The 14,543-nt window shown below is 71.6% G+C and carries 14 protein-coding genes; 5 read left to right on the forward strand and 9 right to left on the reverse strand.

Annotation, left to right across the window (positions count from 1 at the left end; genetic code table 11):
- Window positions 1-29: 29 nt before the first annotated feature.
- Window positions 30-1,529: an IMP dehydrogenase gene (gene guaB / locus ACQPZ4_RS47665; RefSeq protein ID WP_433052324.1), complete on the reverse strand. Its 1,500-nt coding sequence runs from the start codon at window positions 1,527-1,529 to the stop codon at window positions 30-32.
- Window positions 1,530-1,651: 122 nt separating this feature from the next.
- Between guaB and ACQPZ4_RS47670 the strand changes: the two genes are divergently transcribed.
- On the forward strand, window positions 1,652-2,044 hold the full coding sequence (locus ACQPZ4_RS47670) for a DUF5319 domain-containing protein (RefSeq protein ID WP_345126198.1): 393 nt from the start codon (window positions 1,652-1,654) through the stop codon (window positions 2,042-2,044).
- 82 nt (window positions 2,045-2,126) lie between these two features.
- On the opposite strand, the gene ACQPZ4_RS47675 is transcribed toward ACQPZ4_RS47670, so the two are convergent.
- Window positions 2,127-2,885: a helix-turn-helix domain-containing protein gene (locus ACQPZ4_RS47675; protein ID WP_433052328.1), complete on the reverse strand. Its 759-nt coding sequence runs from the start codon at window positions 2,883-2,885 to the stop codon at window positions 2,127-2,129.
- A gap of 180 nt (window positions 2,886-3,065) precedes the next feature.
- On the opposite strand from ACQPZ4_RS47675, the gene ACQPZ4_RS47680 reads away from it, so the two are divergent.
- On the forward strand, window positions 3,066-3,569 hold the full coding sequence (locus ACQPZ4_RS47680) for a WhiB family transcriptional regulator (RefSeq protein WP_433052331.1): 504 nt from the start codon (window positions 3,066-3,068) through the stop codon (window positions 3,567-3,569).
- Here the strand turns inward: ACQPZ4_RS47680 and ACQPZ4_RS47685 are convergent, their stop codons facing one another.
- The 3 genes from ACQPZ4_RS47685 to groES all read right to left on the reverse strand — a co-directional run bounded on the left by ACQPZ4_RS47685 (window position 3,570) and on the right by groES (window position 7,771).
- Entirely contained in the window at window positions 3,570-5,078 is a 1,509-nt protein-coding gene (locus ACQPZ4_RS47685) for a molybdopterin-dependent oxidoreductase (protein WP_433052334.1), read from the reverse strand.
- A gap of 645 nt (window positions 5,079-5,723) precedes the next feature.
- Entirely contained in the window at window positions 5,724-7,361 is a 1,638-nt protein-coding gene (groL, locus tag ACQPZ4_RS47690; RefSeq protein WP_433052337.1) for a chaperonin GroEL, read from the reverse strand.
- 95 nt (window positions 7,362-7,456) lie between these two features.
- A complete protein-coding gene (gene groES / locus ACQPZ4_RS47695; RefSeq protein WP_433052340.1) occupies window positions 7,457-7,771 on the reverse strand; it encodes a co-chaperone GroES in 315 nt (104 codons plus the stop codon).
- A gap of 192 nt (window positions 7,772-7,963) precedes the next feature.
- Between groES and ACQPZ4_RS47700 the strand changes: the two genes are divergently transcribed.
- Complete coding sequence (locus ACQPZ4_RS47700) at window positions 7,964-9,166, forward strand: THUMP-like domain-containing protein (RefSeq protein WP_433052343.1); 1,203 nt, start codon at window positions 7,964-7,966, stop codon at window positions 9,164-9,166.
- Here ACQPZ4_RS47700 and ACQPZ4_RS47705 read toward each other — a convergent pair.
- Entirely contained in the window at window positions 9,126-9,872 is a 747-nt protein-coding gene (locus ACQPZ4_RS47705) for a hypothetical protein (protein ID WP_433052346.1), read from the reverse strand. The two genes, ACQPZ4_RS47700 and ACQPZ4_RS47705, sit on opposite strands and share 41 nt — an antisense overlap.
- 17 nt (window positions 9,873-9,889) lie before the next feature.
- Between ACQPZ4_RS47705 and ybaK the strand changes: the two genes are divergently transcribed.
- Together ybaK and ACQPZ4_RS47715 are read left to right on the forward strand one after the other, a co-directional pair.
- Window positions 9,890-10,369, forward strand: coding sequence for a Cys-tRNA(Pro) deacylase (gene ybaK / locus ACQPZ4_RS47710; RefSeq protein ID WP_433052349.1), 480 nt, complete (start codon window positions 9,890-9,892; stop codon window positions 10,367-10,369).
- Between the two features lie 13 nt (window positions 10,370-10,382).
- The gene (locus ACQPZ4_RS47715; protein WP_433052352.1) at window positions 10,383-10,670 is read left to right on the forward strand and encodes a DUF1707 SHOCT-like domain-containing protein; all 288 of its coding nucleotides are present in this window, start codon (window positions 10,383-10,385) and stop codon (window positions 10,668-10,670) included.
- A 1-nt stretch (window position 10,671) separates the two neighbouring features.
- On the opposite strand, the gene ACQPZ4_RS47720 is transcribed toward ACQPZ4_RS47715, so the two are convergent.
- From ACQPZ4_RS47720 to ACQPZ4_RS47730, 3 genes are all read right to left on the reverse strand, one after another.
- On the reverse strand, window positions 10,672-12,399 hold the full coding sequence (locus ACQPZ4_RS47720; protein ID WP_433052355.1) for an ABC transporter ATP-binding protein: 1,728 nt from the start codon (window positions 12,397-12,399) through the stop codon (window positions 10,672-10,674).
- 2 nt (window positions 12,400-12,401) lie between these two features.
- Window positions 12,402-13,949, reverse strand: coding sequence for an ABC transporter transmembrane domain-containing protein (locus tag ACQPZ4_RS47725; protein WP_433052358.1), 1,548 nt, complete (start codon window positions 13,947-13,949; stop codon window positions 12,402-12,404).
- 172 nt (window positions 13,950-14,121) lie between these two features.
- Window positions 14,122-14,379 (reverse strand): hypothetical protein, encoded by a 258-nt coding sequence (locus tag ACQPZ4_RS47730; protein WP_433067048.1) that lies wholly within the window; start codon window positions 14,377-14,379, stop codon window positions 14,122-14,124.
- Window positions 14,380-14,543: the final 164 nt, after the last annotated feature.

The raw sequence follows: 14,543 nt of genomic DNA on the forward strand, positions 1-14,543 counted from the left end.
TTCGCGACCCAGCGCTTCGCGCGAAAGCGCTAGCGCGAGTGGTAGTTCGGGGCCTCGACGGTCATCTGGATGTCGTGCGGGTGGCTCTCCTTGAGCCCCGCCGCGGTGATCCGGATGAGGCGCCCGCGCTCGTGCATGTCCGGCATCGTGCCCGCGCCGACGTAGCCCATGCCGGAGCGCAGGCCGCCGACCAGCTGCTGGGCGACGGCGGCGAGCGGGCCGCGGTAGGCCACCTGGCCCTCGATGCCCTCCGGGACCAGCTTGTCGTCGGCGTTGACGTCGTCCTGGAAGTAGCGGTCCTTGGAGTACGAGCGGGCCTGGCCGCGGGACTGCATGGCGCCGAGGGAACCCATCCCGCGGTACGCCTTGAACTGCTTGCCGTTGATGAAGATCAGATCGCCGGGGCTCTCCTCGCAACCCGCCAGGAGGCTGCCCAGCATCACGGTGTCGGCGCCGGCCACGATGGCCTTGGCGATGTCGCCGGAGTACTGCATGCCGCCGTCGCCGATCACGGGCACGCCGAGCGGGCGACAGGCCCGGGCCGCCTCCATGATCGCGGTGATCTGCGGCACGCCCACGCCGGCCACGACCCGGGTGGTGCAGATCGAGCCCGGCCCGACGCCCACCTTGACCGCGTCGGCCCCGGCCTCGGCCAGCGCCTTGGCCCCCTCGTAGGTGGCCACGTTGCCGCCGACCACGTCGACCGAGGTCTCCTTCTTCAGCCGGCTGACCATCTCGAGCACCTGCCGGTTGTGCCCGTGCGCGGTGTCGACCATGACGATGTCCAGCCCGGCGTCGATCAGCGTGCGGGCGCGCTTGTAGGAGTCCTCGCCGACCCCCACCGCGGCGGCGACCCGCAGGCGGCCGGCCTCGTCCTTCGTGGCGTACGGAAACTTCTCGCTCTTGGAGAAGTCCTTCACGGTGATCAGGCCGCGCAGCTTGCCGCCGTCGTCGACGATCGGCAGCTTCTCGACCTTGTGCTTGCGCAGGAGGGCCAGGGCCTCGTCCTTGCTCACCCCGACCGGGGCGGTGATCAGCGGCGCGACGGTCATGATGTCGCGCACCCGCACGCCCGGGTCGGACACGAAGCGCATGTCGCGGTTGGTCACGATGCCGACGAGCTGGCCGTCGGCGTCGGTGACCGGCACGCCGGAGATGCGGTAGCGGCCGCACATGGCGTCGACCTCGCCCAGCGTGTCGTCGGGCGAGCAGGTCACCGGGTTGGTGATCATGCCGGCCTCGGACCGTTTCACCAGGTCGACCTGCAGTGCCTGGTCCTCGATCGACATGTTGCGGTGCAGCGTGCCGATGCCGCCCTGGCGGGCCATGGCGATCGCCATGCGGGCCTCGGTGACCGTGTCCATCGCCGAGGACACCAGCGGTATCCGGAGGGTGATGTTCCGGGTGACCCGGCTGGAGGTGTCCACGCCACTGGGGACCACGTCCGATTCGCCCGGAAGCAGCAGCACGTCGTCGAAGGTCAGGCCCAAAGGCAGCACGTCAGGTCGCGAGAAATCCATGAAGCGCATCCCAGCTCTCGGTCGTCCGGCGGGTGCGTCTCATCGTACTTCCGCCCCGGCGCCGCACCCGTCCGCCATGGCAGAGCCGTGCCCGGGCCCACACCGGGGCCTTTTGGGGATACCGTTGACACGTGCACGAAGAGCCCATCGACCCGTTCGCCGGCGACCCGGCCGATCCCTCGGCCGAGCTCGACGACAGCGGAAGCGAAGACCCGTTGACCGCCGCCGAGCGCCAGGACGTTCTCGAGGACCTCGCGGACCTCGAGATCTACCAGGCGCTGCTCACGGCGATCGGCGTCCGTGGGCTCGTCATCGAGTGTGAGGACTGCCACGAACCGCACTACTTCGACTGGGATCTGCTGCGGGGCAACCTCAAACACCTGCTGACGTCGGGTCGCCCACGCGTGCACGAGCCCGCCTTCGACCCCGACCCGGACCATTACGTCACATGGGAGTACGCGCGGGGTTACGCTGACGGAGTCCATGACGCACTCGCGAGTGCGACCGACGACAACGACGGCTGACGTCCAGCAGGCGCTCGTTTAGGTTTGTCGCGCGGCGGGTACCGCTGCGGCATGCCCCGGATGGCCCGCAGCGCTAGCGCCGCTAGCTCACAAGCCCGGCACGGAACGCCGCTGCTACGGCGTGTGCCCGGTCGCGTGCGCCCAGCTTCCGGAACAGCCGGCGAGCGTGCGTCTTGACCGTGTCCTCCGAGACGAACAGCTCACGCCCGATCTCGGCGTTGCTCTTCCCGTCGGCCATCCCGCGCAGCACCTGCAGCTCGCGCTCGGTCAGCTCCACGCGCCGGCGCGGGGGCTCGCCCGGCACGTCGCCGCGCTGCTGGGGCACGCCGGCCCCGGTGACCCGCGCCCCGGGCATCCCGACCGCGGTCCTGGCCGCTCCGGGCAGTCCGCGCCCGTTCTGCAGCATCCCGCCCGCCGCCTGGCTGGGCGCGCCCACGCGCGCCTGCAGCACCGGCTCGCCGTTGCCGCGGCCCACCTGGCTCAGCACCAGCAGCACCGCCTTGGCCAGCGTCGTGACCGGGTCCGCGGTGTCGACCCGGATGACCGCCCGGGCGCCCGCCGCGATCGCGGCCGCTGCTGCGCGGGGCTCCTCCGTGCCGAAGAAGACCACCGTCGCGCCCGGCGCCACGGCCAGCACGCGGCGGGAGAACTCCGCACTGTCGGGCCGGGCCAGCGTCGGGTCCGCCAGCACCAGGTCGGCCGGCTGCTCAGAAAGACGCGCCAGGGCCTCGACCATCGTGACGGCGGTCCGCACCGCGTGTGCCACTCCAAGCCGGGCCGCGGCAGCGGCGACCGTCTGTGCCGCGACCTGTGTTCGCACACACACCAAAATCGTACGCACCGTCGTGCTCCTCTCTCTCAAAGAGAGAAACACGAAATGGCGAGATCTAGACGTGGTTTTGCCGCGATTGGCCTACGAGAAATTGACCGACGACATGCCGTTACCTGTGGCGGTCTCGCGCGTTGTACAGAGATTGTGCGACGCGCGAATTCCAGGCCGCACGCCTGGAAGGAGGAGCGAATGACGAATGTGACTCGCCTGCCCGGTCCGATCGCGGACATCTGGGACTGGCAGCGACTCGGCCTGTGCCGCGGACGGGACAGCGCCCAGTTCTTCCACCCCGACGGTGAGCGCGGTGCCTCGCGTGGCCGCCGGGAGACCGCCGCCAAGAACGTCTGCCGGGCGTGCCCGGTCCGCGCGGAGTGCGCCGCGCAGGCTCTGGCCACGCGCGAGCCGTACGGCGTGTGGGGCGGCTTCACCGAGGGCGAGCGGCTCCGGCTGCTGGCGCTGGGCTGGGAGGACGCGTCGGACCGCCGCCACCAGCGGGTGGACATCGCGCGCCTGGAGGCGAAGCTGGGCCTGCGCCCGAGCGTGCCGTCGCCGGCCCCGAACGCGGGCGCCCAGCAGCCGCTGCGCATGGTGCCGGGCCGTCCGGGCCCCACGCACCCCGCGCCGGGCGTGCCGTCGCAGCGCCGGCCGCAGGTGACGGCCGGGAACTCCCGGTCGCGCACCGCCGCCCGTTAGTTATTTGACCTCGATAGAGATCGAGTGCCACCCCGTGGCGCCGTCGGGATCCGGCGGCGCCACGGCGTCTGTCTGGGTGTCGCCGCCGTTGTCGGTCGCGCGCACCGTGATCCGGTGCTGGCCGGGCGTGGCCTGCCACTTCAGGGTCCACTGGCGCCAGGTGTCGATCGACGGTACGGGCAGCAGCGTCGCCTGCTGCCAAGCCCCGTTGTCGACCCGGACCTCGACCTTGGAAATGCCGCGATGCTGCGCCCAGGCGACGCCGGCAATCATGATCTCCCCGGCGTGCGGACTGCTCCCGTCCCGCGGCGCGTCGATTCTCGATTCGGTCTTGATCGGACCCTTGGCCGACCATCCGCGCTTGATCCAATAGGCGTCGAAATCGGCGAACGACGTCAGTTCGAGTTCGACGAGCCATTTTGTGGCGGAGACGTACCCGTACAAGCCGGGCACCACCATCCGCACCGGAAAACCGTGCTGCACCGGCAGCGGCTCCCCGTTCATGGCGACCGCGAGCATGGCGTCGCGCCCGTCGAGCAGCACGTCGGTCGGCGTCCCGGCGGTGAACCCGTCGATCGACCGGCTGACCACCTGATCGGCCCCGGCCCGCGGCCTGGCCTCGGCGAGCAGGTCGGCAACCCGCACGCCCTGCCACTTCGCGTTGCCGATGAGCCCGCCCCCGACCTCGTTGGAGACGCAGGCCAGCGTGATGTACCGCTCGATCATCGGCCGTTGCAGCAGCTCGGCCCAGCTGATCGTGATCTCCTTCTCGACCTTGCCGTAGATGCGCAGCTTCCAGTCCTCGGTCGTCAGCTGCGGCGACACGAGCGAGGTGTCGATCAGGTAGAAATCCTTGTTCGGCGTGACGAACGGCGCCAGGTCGGGCACGCCGGCGTCGGCCCCGGACGGCAGCGGCGCCACGGTGTTCGGCGCCACGGTGGGCAGGTTGACCGCCTCGCGATCCGCCTCGACCCCGCGCCGCGTGGAGAACCAGCGCCCGAAGAACCCGACGGCCGCGGCCCCGGCCAGCGTGTACCCGGCCGCCCGCAGGAACCACCGCCGCTCCTCCGCCGTGGCGTTGTCCCCGGCCTCGTGCGTGAGCAGCCACCGCAGCACGGCGACTCCCGCCAGTGCCCCCACGAGCGTCGGCACGAAGGCGTACCAGGGCGAGTTGTGCCTGCTCAGCGCGGCGACGATCCCCACGACCCCGAAGAGCCCGATCCCGGCGTATCCCCAGAGCCGGTTCCGCCCCGCCAGCACCCCGATCCCGGCGGCGATGGCGGCCAGCACGACCAGGGTGCCGATGGTGAGCGCCAGCTTGTCGTACGTGTAGAAGATCTGGACCGCCAGGTCCTTCACCGCGCCGGGCACGCTGTCGATGACCACGCCACCCACGCTGACCAGCGGCGACGTGGCGGGTCCGGTGAAGATCGCCACGATCTCGGCCACCCCGAGTGCCGTGCCGGCGGCGGCCAGTCCGGCGAGCGCGGCGAACTTACGAGTCTGCACGGCTCAAGCATGCGGCGATCATCCGCACCGCACCAAGCCGCGTAATGAGTCCCTAATCATTCGCCGCGCCACCCGTGACCCACCCACCACACCGAGCGACGCTGACCCGGCCTCGCAGCCCCTTCCACGGCCGCCGCGCGCAGGGCCGCCGCGCGCAGGGCCGCCTTGTGGCGCAACTCCCTCAGTCGCGCCTCGACCGCCGCGCCGATCCCGAGCAGCGCCCCCACACACCCCGCCGGGCGCCACCCCACCCGCCCCGAGCGGCGCGCTCACAACCCACTGCTGCTCCGAGGGACTCTCGCTCAGCATGCCGGCTCCACCCACCAGCCCCGAGCGCGCACCGCCGCCACTCCGCGCGGCCCTCTGACAGCCCGTCGCTGCCCCCCTCACGGCGCGGGGCCGTTCCGGCATCCCCCAGCCGGGTGACCGGCACCCCAAGGGTGATTTGCCCCACTTCGCCGGACGTCGAAATGAGCGCCATCTGAAAATCCGGCCAAACCGATTTATGCCCCGACAGGCGATAAGTCCGATAAGTCGCGGCGCGTCAGCGCCCGACTTATCGCCCCACCCACCCCGGAGCACGGCGAACGGCCAAAAAACGGGCCCCGGGCGAAGACGCCCAGGGCCCGTCCGGAGAAGGAAAAATCAGAAGCCCGGCCCGTGCGAGTGACCGTGCCCGTGGCCGTGGCCACCGGCGGCCGGCTCCGCGGCCTCCGGCTTCTCGACGATCAGGCTCTCCGTGGTGAGCAGGAGACCCGCGATCGAAGCGGCGTTGGCGACCGCGCTGTGCGTCACCTTCACCGGGTCGACGATGCCCGACTTGACCAGGTCGACGTACTCGCCCGTGGCCGCGTCCAGGCCGTGGCCGAAGTCGAGGGCCTGGACCTTGCCGACCACCACGTAGCCGTCGAAGCCCGCGTTCTGGGCGATCCACCGCAGCGGCTCCACGAGGGCCTTGCGGACGATGCCCACGCCGACCTTCTCGTCGCCGGTGAGGCCGAGGTCGCCGTCGAGGACCGTGGCCACCTGGGCCAGGGCCGCGCCGCCGCCCGGGACGATGCCCTCCTGCACCGCGGCCTTGGTCGCCGAGATGGCGTCCTCGATGCGGTGCTTGCGCTCCTTCATCTCGATCTCGGTCGCGGCGCCGGCCTTGACGACCGCGACACCGCCGGAGAGCTTGGCGACGCGCTCGTTCAGCTTCTCCTTGTCCCAGTCGGAGTCGGAGGCCTCGACCTCTTTGCGCAGCTGCTCGACGCGCGAGTTGACCTCGGACTGGTCGCCACCGCCGTCGACGATGGTGCACAGGTCCTTGGTGACCACGACGCGGCGGGCCGTGCCGAGCTGCTCCAGGCCGGTGTTCTCCAGCTTGTAGCCCAGCTCGGGCGCGATGAGCTCGGAGCCGGTCAGGATGCAGATGTCCTGCAGCATCGCCTTGCGGCGGTCGCCGAAGCCGGGCGCCTTGACCGCGACGACCCGGAAGGTCTTGCGGATGGCGTTCACCACGAGGGTCGACAGGGCCTGGCCCTCGACGTCCTCGGCGATGATCAGCAGCGGCTTGCTGTTCTGGACGATCTTCTCCAGCAGCGGCAGGAGCTCCTCGATGGCGGAGATCTTCTGCGTGGTGATGAGGACGTACGCGTCCTCGAGGACCGCCTCCTGCGCCTCGCCGTCGGTGACGAAGTGCGGGGAGATGAAGCCCTTGTCGAACTGCATGCCCTCGGTGACGTCGAGCTCGGTGGTGAGCATCGAGCCCTCCTCCACCGTGATGACGCCGTCGCGGCCGACGCGCTCCATGGCCGAGGCGATCAGGTCGCCGATGGTGGCGTCCTGGGCGGAGATGGTGGCGACCTGCGCGATCTCGGTGTGGCTCGCGACCGGGGTGGCCTTGTCCTTGAGCGCCTTGACGATCGCGGCGGCGGCCTGGTCGATGCCGCGCTTCACGCCGGCCGGGTTGGCGCCGGCGGCCACGTTGCGCAGGCCCTCGCGGACCAGGGCCTGGGCCAGCACCGTGGCCGTCGTCGTGCCGTCGCCGGCGACGTCGTTGGTCTTGGTGGCGACCTCCTTGACCAGCTGCGCGCCAAGGTTCTCGTACGGGTTGGAGAGTTCGATCTCCTTGGCGATGGTCACGCCGTCGTTGGTGATGGTCGGGGCGCCGAACTTCTTGTCCAGGACGACGTTGCGCCCACGGGGGCCGAGCGTGACCTTGACCGTGTCGGCCAGCCGGTTGACGCCGTGCTCCAGAAGGTGGCGCGCCTCGTCGGAGAAACTCAGGATCTTCGCCATGCTTTGTGGATTCCCTTCAAAGCGACACCGCCCCGGCTGCCTCGCGCCTAGCGCACGGGTCCGGGGCGGTGGCCACTGCTTCTAGTGAAAAACGGTCACTTCTCGATGACGGCGAGGACGTCGCGGGCCGAGAGCACGAGGTACTCCTGGCCGGCGTACTTGACCTCGGTGCCGCCGTACTTCGAGTAGATGACGGTGTCGCCGACCTTGACGTCGATCGGCACCCGGTTGCCCTTGTCGTCGATGCGACCCGGGCCCACCGCCTTGACGGTGCCCTCCTGGGGCTTCTCCTTGGCGGTGTCCGGAATGACGATGCCCGAGGCGGTGGTCGTCTCAGCCTCGTTGGCCTGGACCAGGATGCGGTCCTCGAGCGGCTTGATCGCAACCTGCGTCGCGGTAGTCACGGGCATACCCTCCTGGGGTATCGAGCTTACTATCGAGAGCCCGGTGAAGCCGTCGTCGCGGGTGCCGGCCCCGGCCGGGTATGTCTGGCACCCTCGGCAGGAGAGTGCTAACTCGGAGGTTATGCCGGTGGCTAGCACTCCGTCAACTAGAGTGCCAGACACGCCACGAAATCACCCCGGACTCCAGCAAAGGACCCCGTGCAGCCCGAGGACGTGCAGGCCCTGACCAGCCCGGACGGGCAGGAGGCGCTGGCCGCCGCGGCCGCGCTGCCCGACGGCGATCCGCTCGCCGCGGCCGAGAAGCTGCGCGCCCAGGGCTTCCCGCCCACCCTCGCCGCCGCCGCCCTCACCCAGACGGAGCTGCGGAGGAAGGCCCGGGCGAAGTTCGGTACCGATGCGGCCGTCATGTTCTTCACCCGCGCGGGCCTGGAGCAGGCGACCCGGTCCGTCGTGGCCCGCCGCCGCGCCGCCCGCCTGGCCGCCGCCGGTGCGCGCCGGGTGGCCGACCTGGGCTGCGGCATCGGGGCCGACACGATCGCCTTCGCGCGCGCCGGGATGCGGGTGCTGGCGGTGGACGCCGACCCCGCCACGGCCGCGATCGCCGCCGCCAACATCACAAACTTAGGGCTCCCGGGTGTACTGGTCGAAGCCCGCGACGCCACCGCCACGCCCCTGGTCGCCGTCGAGGCCGTCTTCTGCGACCCGGCCCGCCGCACGTCGGGCGGCCGGCGGGTGTTCGACCCGCGCGCCTACTCGCCGCCGTGGGACTTCGTCACCGCGCTGCCCACCCGCGTCCCCAACGCGGTGCTCAAGCTCGCGCCCGGCATCGACCACGCCCTGCTCCCCGCCGGCGCCGAGGGCGAGTGGGTCTCGGTGGACGGCGACGTGGTCGAGGCGGCGGCCTGGTGCGGCCCGCTCGCCGGGGCGCCGCGGCGGGCGACCGTCATCCGCGGCGAGGACGTGTTCGAGCTCACCGGCAGCGGCGAGGAGCGCGCCCCGGTCGGTCCGGTCGGCGCGTACCTCTACGACCCCGACGGCGCCGTCGTCCGCTCCCACCTGGTGGCCGAGCTGGCTTCGCAGGTCGACGGCACCCTGCTGGACGAGTCGATCGCCTATATCACCACAAATGCTGACATTTCTACCAGGCTCGGCCGCCGCTACGCCGTGGTCGATCGCCTGCCGATCGCACTGAAAAAGCTCCGTGCCGCACTCCGGACGCGCAACATCGGCGCCCTCCAGATCCTGAAGCGCGGATCGGCCCACGACGTCGACGAACTCCGCCGGAACCTGCACCTGAAGGGCGACGAAAGCGCATTCCTCGCGCTCACGAAGATCAAGGGCGAGCCCGCCGCGCTCCTGCTCAGACCAGCGGATGCCCCAGCCGCCGCTGCAGGTCGCTGAGCGTGTCCTCGGCCAGCACCTCGGGCGGCCGCAGCCCGAGCTGCCCCAGCAGATACCGCCCGGTGTCCCGGCACATCTCGTAGGTCAGCCGGTCGTTCAGCCAGCGCAGCCACTCCACGATGTCGTTGACGTAGAACGCCACGCTCTGGTCGGAGTTGCGCTGCCGCCGCTCCTCGGCCACCACCAGCAGGGCCGCGGCCAGCCGCCGGAGGGCGAAGTCGTGCCCGGACAGCGCGTCGGCGAACGCGTCGGCCCGGTGCCGGGGCGCGGTCGGGGCCACGGTCAGCTTCGGGAACGGCGGCTCCCCGGCCGTCCAGACCTGGGCGCTGCGCGGCACGAACTCCGGCTCCAGCACCACCTCGACGCGGGAGGCGTGGCCGGGGTCGTCGACGGCGATGAGGACGCGCGGGCTGTGGCTGGAGACCTTCGTGACGTACCGCGAAAGCCCCCCGCCCTCCTCCACGCTGAACTTGGCGTCGGGCAGCTTCAGCGGCCCGTCGAACACCAGCTTGCCGACCCGCGGCCCGGCCCCCTGCCACAACCGCACCCGGACCAGTCCCACCTGCGGGCGGGCGGCGATGCGCACGTGGTGCTCGGTCGCGGTGACCGGCCCGTCCCCGTCGAACACCGACAGGTCCACGCTGGTCGCAGCGCCCAGGAACAGGTGGCCGTGGCCGAGGTACAGCTGGACCGCGCCGATCTGCATCTCGCTATTGTGGGCCAGTGGCGAGCAAGGGTACCCCGGCGACCGCACTGCTGACGCGCCAGAAGATCGCGTTCACCCCGCACACGTACGAGGTCGACCCCCGGGCCGGCTCCTACGGCGAGGCGGCCGCGGCGGCCCTCGGCGTCGAGCCGACCAGGCTGTTCAAGACGCTCGTGACCACGGTCGACGGGCAGCTCACGGTGGGCGTGGTGCCGGTCTCCGCCTCGCTGGACCTCAAGGCCCTCGCGGCCGCGGTCGGCGGCAAGCGCGCCGCGATGGCCGAGCCGGCCGCGGCCGAGCGCGCCACGGGGTACGTCACCGGCGGCATCTCCCCGGTCGGCCAGCGCTCCCGGCTGCCGATCGTGATCGACGCCTCGGCCGAGGGCATGGCCACGATGTACGTCTCCGGTGGGCGCCGCGGCCTGCAGATCGAGCTCGCCCCGGGCGACCTCGTCCAGGTCACCGGCGCGACCCTGGCGCCGATCGCCGCGCACTGACACCATGTCGGTCGTGCGGGCATCGGACGAGGACCGGCAGCGCGTGATCGGGGTCCTGCAGCGCCACACCGAGGCGGGGCGGCTGACGCTGGACGAGTTCTCCGACCGGGTCGGCACCGTGTACGCGGCGAAGACCCTCGACGACCTGCGCGCCGCGATCGTCGACCTTCCGGCGCTGGCCCCGGCCCCCGCGGCGCCCCCGGCCCCGGAACCGGCCGGCGACCGCCACCTCCTGCTGATCTTCGCGATCGCGATCGCCGTGGTGGCGGTGTTCGCCGTGGTGTACACCTCGATCAAGTAGATCAAGTAGCTTTCGAGCCGTGCCACGACCGCCACAGCGCGGCGTAGGCCCCGCCCGCCGCGACCAGCTCCTCGTGGCTGCCCAGCTCGGTGATCCGCCCGTTCTCGACCACCGCGACCCGGTCGGCGTCGTGCGCCGAGAAGAGCCGGTGCGCGATCGCGATCACGGTCCGCCCCTCCAGCGCGCCGGCCAGCGACCGCTCCAGATGCCGGGCCGCCCGCGGGTCGATCAGCGACGTCGCCTCGTCCAGCACGAGCGTGTGCGGATCGGCGAGCACCAGCCGGGCCAGCGCGAGCTGCTGGGCCTGGGCCGGCGAGAGCGGCAGCGACGTGGTGTCCAGCCCCTCCGGCAGCGCCAGCGCCCAGTCCAGCGCGTCGACCGTCGCCAGCGCCGCGCACAGCTCGGCGTCGGTCGCCCCGGGCCGCGCGAGGGTCAGGTTCTCCCGCAGGCTCCCGATGAACACGTGATGCTCCTGGGTCACCAGCGCGACGTGCCCCCGCAGTTCATCCGGCGGCAGTTCCCGCATCGGTACCGTACCCAGCTCGATCGACCCCGCCCGCGGCGCGTGGATCCCGGCAAGCAGCCGCCCCAGCGTGGACTTGCCGGCGCCCGAGGGCCCGACCATGGCCAGCCGCTCCCCGGGCCGGATGGCGAGGTCGATGCCGTGCAGGACGTCGCGGTCCCCCACGTACGCGTACCGCACGTCCTTGGCCACCAGCCGCTCGTCCACCGGATCGGCGGTCTTCTCCACCGGCTTTTCGGCCGCCGCCCGCACCCCGATGATCCGGGCGAGCGAGGCCTGCCCGAGCTGCAGCTGGTCGACGTAGCTGAGGATGTGGTCGAGCGGGTCGATGATCGCCACGAGGTACAGCACCGCGGCCGTCACCTGCCCGATGCTCGCCCAGCCCTCCATCACGAACCAGCCGCCGGCCACGAGCGTGACCGCGGACGGCAGCGCGTAGGCGAACTCGGAGAGCGGGAACCAGACCGTGCGCAGGCGCAGCGTGTACATCGCGGCGCCGTACAACCCGGCCAGCTGCTCCCGGGTCCGCTCGACCCGCCGCTCCTGCAGCCCGAGCGTCTCCACGGTCCGGGCCCCCTCGACCGTCTCCGCGAGCCCGTCGGCCATCCGCGCCAGGGCCGCCGCCTCGCGCAGGTACCCGTCGTTGGCGCGCCGGAAGTACCAGCGCGAGGGCAGATACAGCAGCGGTACCGCGAGCAGGCCCGGCACCAGGAAGATCGGCCCGACGAGCGCGATGGCGCCGACGGTGAGCAGCATCTGCAGCCCGCTGACGACGATCGTGGGCAGCGCGAGCTGGACCGAGTCGCTGGTCTGCGCCACGTCCCGCGAGGCCCGGCTGAGCAGGTCCCCGGTCCCGGCCCGCTCGACGGTGGACAGCGGAATCGCCAGCACCCCGTCGACGAACTCCTCCCGCAGCCGCGCCAGCACCCGCTCGGCGAGCTGCGCGGCCGCCACGCGCGCGAACCGCACCAGCACCGCCTGCGCCACGACGAACCCGGCGATCGCGAGCGCGATGCGGTCGACGGTCCACGTGGAGGTACCGGCGGCGACTCTTTCGACCAGCAGCCCCAGCAACGGCGGCGCGGCGAGCCCGGCCGCCGCCCCGGTGACGTGCAGCGCCAGCACCCCGGCCAGCCGCCAGGGGTAGTCGGTGAACAGGGTCCGCAGGTAGGCGCGGACCTCCCCGGTGGATGCGATCGGCAGCATGCTCAGTCCTCCCCGCGCGTCACGGCCGCCGCATAGGCCGGGCACGTGTCCAGCAGCTCGCGGTGCGGCCCGGTCGCCGCCACCCGCCCGTCGGCCCCCACGAACGCCACCGTGTCGGCCCGGTCCAGCAGCAGCGGGCTGGTCGTGCACACCACCGTGGTCCGCCCGGCCCGCGCCCCCGGCAGCCGCTCGGCGATCCGCGCCTCGGTGTGCGCGTCGACGGCGCTCGTGGGCTCGACGAGCACGAGAATCGGCGGGTCGATGGCCAGCGCCCGCGCCAGCCGCAACCGCTGCTGCTGCCCGCCCGAGAAGTCCCGCCCCCGCTCGGCGATCTCGGCGTCGAGCCCGCCGGGCAACGCCTCCACGATGTCGGTCGCCGCCGCGTCGGCGAGGGTCCGCCCGTCGCCGACCTCATCGCGCAGCACCCCACGGAACAACGTCGCCTCGTTGTCACTGAGCAGAATCCGCCGCCGCACCTCATCAAGAGCAAGATCCCGCAGCGGTACTCCGTGCAGCCGCGCCTTCGACGCCGGATCCAACAGCGCGATCCGCTCGGCGATGGCCACCGCGTCCTCGGGCCGCACGGCCGCGATCGCCGTGAGCCGATGCTGTCGCACCATCAGCCCGGAGTCGGGGTCGTCGAGATCACCGTCATCAGCCGGTACCGATGCCGCGTGTTGCTGAAAATCCGGCTCGATCCGCAACACGGCCACCACCCGCCCGGCCGCCACCAGCCCCCGGGTCAACTTCTGCGCAAACTCGGTGAGCGTCCGCAACGGCCCGATGAGAAAGGCCGCATAGGCATAGAAGGCCACCAGCTCTCCCGGCGAGATCCGCCCACTGACCGCGAACCGAGCCCCGAGCCAGGTCACCAGCGCGATGAACACGCCGGGCAACAGAATCTGCGCCGCCTCGAGCGTGGCCTCGACCTTGCCCACCCGAACCCCGGCAAACCGAACCCGCTGCGACTCCACCTTGTACCGCCGCGAGAACTCCCCCTCGCCGCCGACCCCGCGCAACACCCGCAGCCCGGCCACAATGTCCCCGGCCCGCCCGGTCAGCTCCCCACTGAGCTGCCGCTGATGCCGCCGCCGCTCATGCAAGGGCCGCAGCAGCAGCCCGACGACAAGCACGAGGATCGGCACCCCGACCACCACAACGAGCCCGAGCGGCACCGAGACCCGCAACAGCAACACCGCAACGACGATGATCGCCACCACGGACCCGCTGCCCCGAGCGGTAACGTCGAGCGAGTACCCGATCTGATCGAAGTCCGTGGTCCCGATGCTCACCACCTCACCGGTGGCCACCCGCTTCTGCAACGCCGCCCCGAGCCGCGTCGCCTGCCGCGCCGTGACCTGCACCGTCCGGAACCCGGCACTGAGAAAGTTCGACACCGCAAACCGATGCCGCATGATCCCGCTGACGGCCGTGGAGGCGCCCAGCCCGAGCACGGCCGCCCCGGCCCAGAGCAGCCCGCCACGATCGTGCCGCGTGAGCGCATCGACCCCGGCCCCGATCGCCGCCGGCACGAGCGCCTGACTGACCATCCACAGAATGCCGAAGCAGACGCCCCCGGCAATCAGCGCAAGTTGCTGTCGAGCCACCCAGAGGAGATAACGCCCCGCCGAACGACTGTCGGGCTCACCGGCTTCAGCACGTGGCAGTTTCCGCACAGCCCCCGACGGTAACTGCAAACCGGCCCCGAGCGCCTTACATTTTTCAGCGGTCGACCTCGGTGAAGTCCCAGAACTGCGGCTTGCGGGCGACCAGGTGCGACGGCGGCTCGGCGAACGGTTCCGGGGTGCTGCCCCGCCACTTGGAGATGACGACGAGGCGCTGGTCGGTCGAGGAGTACACCTCGCTGCTCAGATGCATCGGATGCACCTCGACCTTGGGCAGCATCGCCTCACAGACCCAGGACAACAACTCCCCGAACGCCTCCGGGTGCGCCCTGACCTCCCACATGCGCACGATCACGGCGCTGGACTCTACCCCCATCGCGCTTCCTCCTCCCAGTGGCCGTTCGATCACCGTCGGCCGGACCACAAACCCTCGCGCCGGCAACATTCGCACGACCGGCCCACCGCGCGATCGAGCAAGGCCGCGCGACCGTTCCAACGCCGCGCGACCGAGCGTGGCCA

This window comes from Dactylosporangium sp. CS-033363 (assembly GCF_050942475.1).
Classification (GTDB): Bacteria; Actinomycetota; Actinomycetes; order Mycobacteriales; family Micromonosporaceae; genus Dactylosporangium.

Bases quoted from the DNA above. Each gene is read 5' to 3' on its own strand.
- guaB (WP_433052324.1), bottom strand. From the start codon at position 1,529: ATGCGCTTCATGGATTTCTCGCGACCTGACGTGCTGCCTTTGGGCCTG.
- ACQPZ4_RS47680 (WP_433052331.1), top strand. From the start codon at position 3,066: ATGACGAATGTGACTCGCCTGCCCGGTCCGATCGCGGACATCTGGGAC.
- groL (WP_433052337.1), bottom strand. From the start codon at position 7,361: ATGGCGAAGATCCTGAGTTTCTCCGACGAGGCGCGCCACCTTCTGGAG.
- groES (WP_433052340.1), bottom strand. From the start codon at position 7,771: ATGCCCGTGACTACCGCGACGCAGGTTGCGATCAAGCCGCTCGAGGAC.
- ACQPZ4_RS47705 (WP_433052346.1), bottom strand. From the start codon at position 9,872: ATGCAGATCGGCGCGGTCCAGCTGTACCTCGGCCACGGCCACCTGTTC.
- ACQPZ4_RS47720 (WP_433052355.1), bottom strand. From the start codon at position 12,399: ATGCTGCCGATCGCATCCACCGGGGAGGTCCGCGCCTACCTGCGGACC.
- ACQPZ4_RS47725 (WP_433052358.1), bottom strand. From the start codon at position 13,949: ATGGTCAGTCAGGCGCTCGTGCCGGCGGCGATCGGGGCCGGGGTCGAT.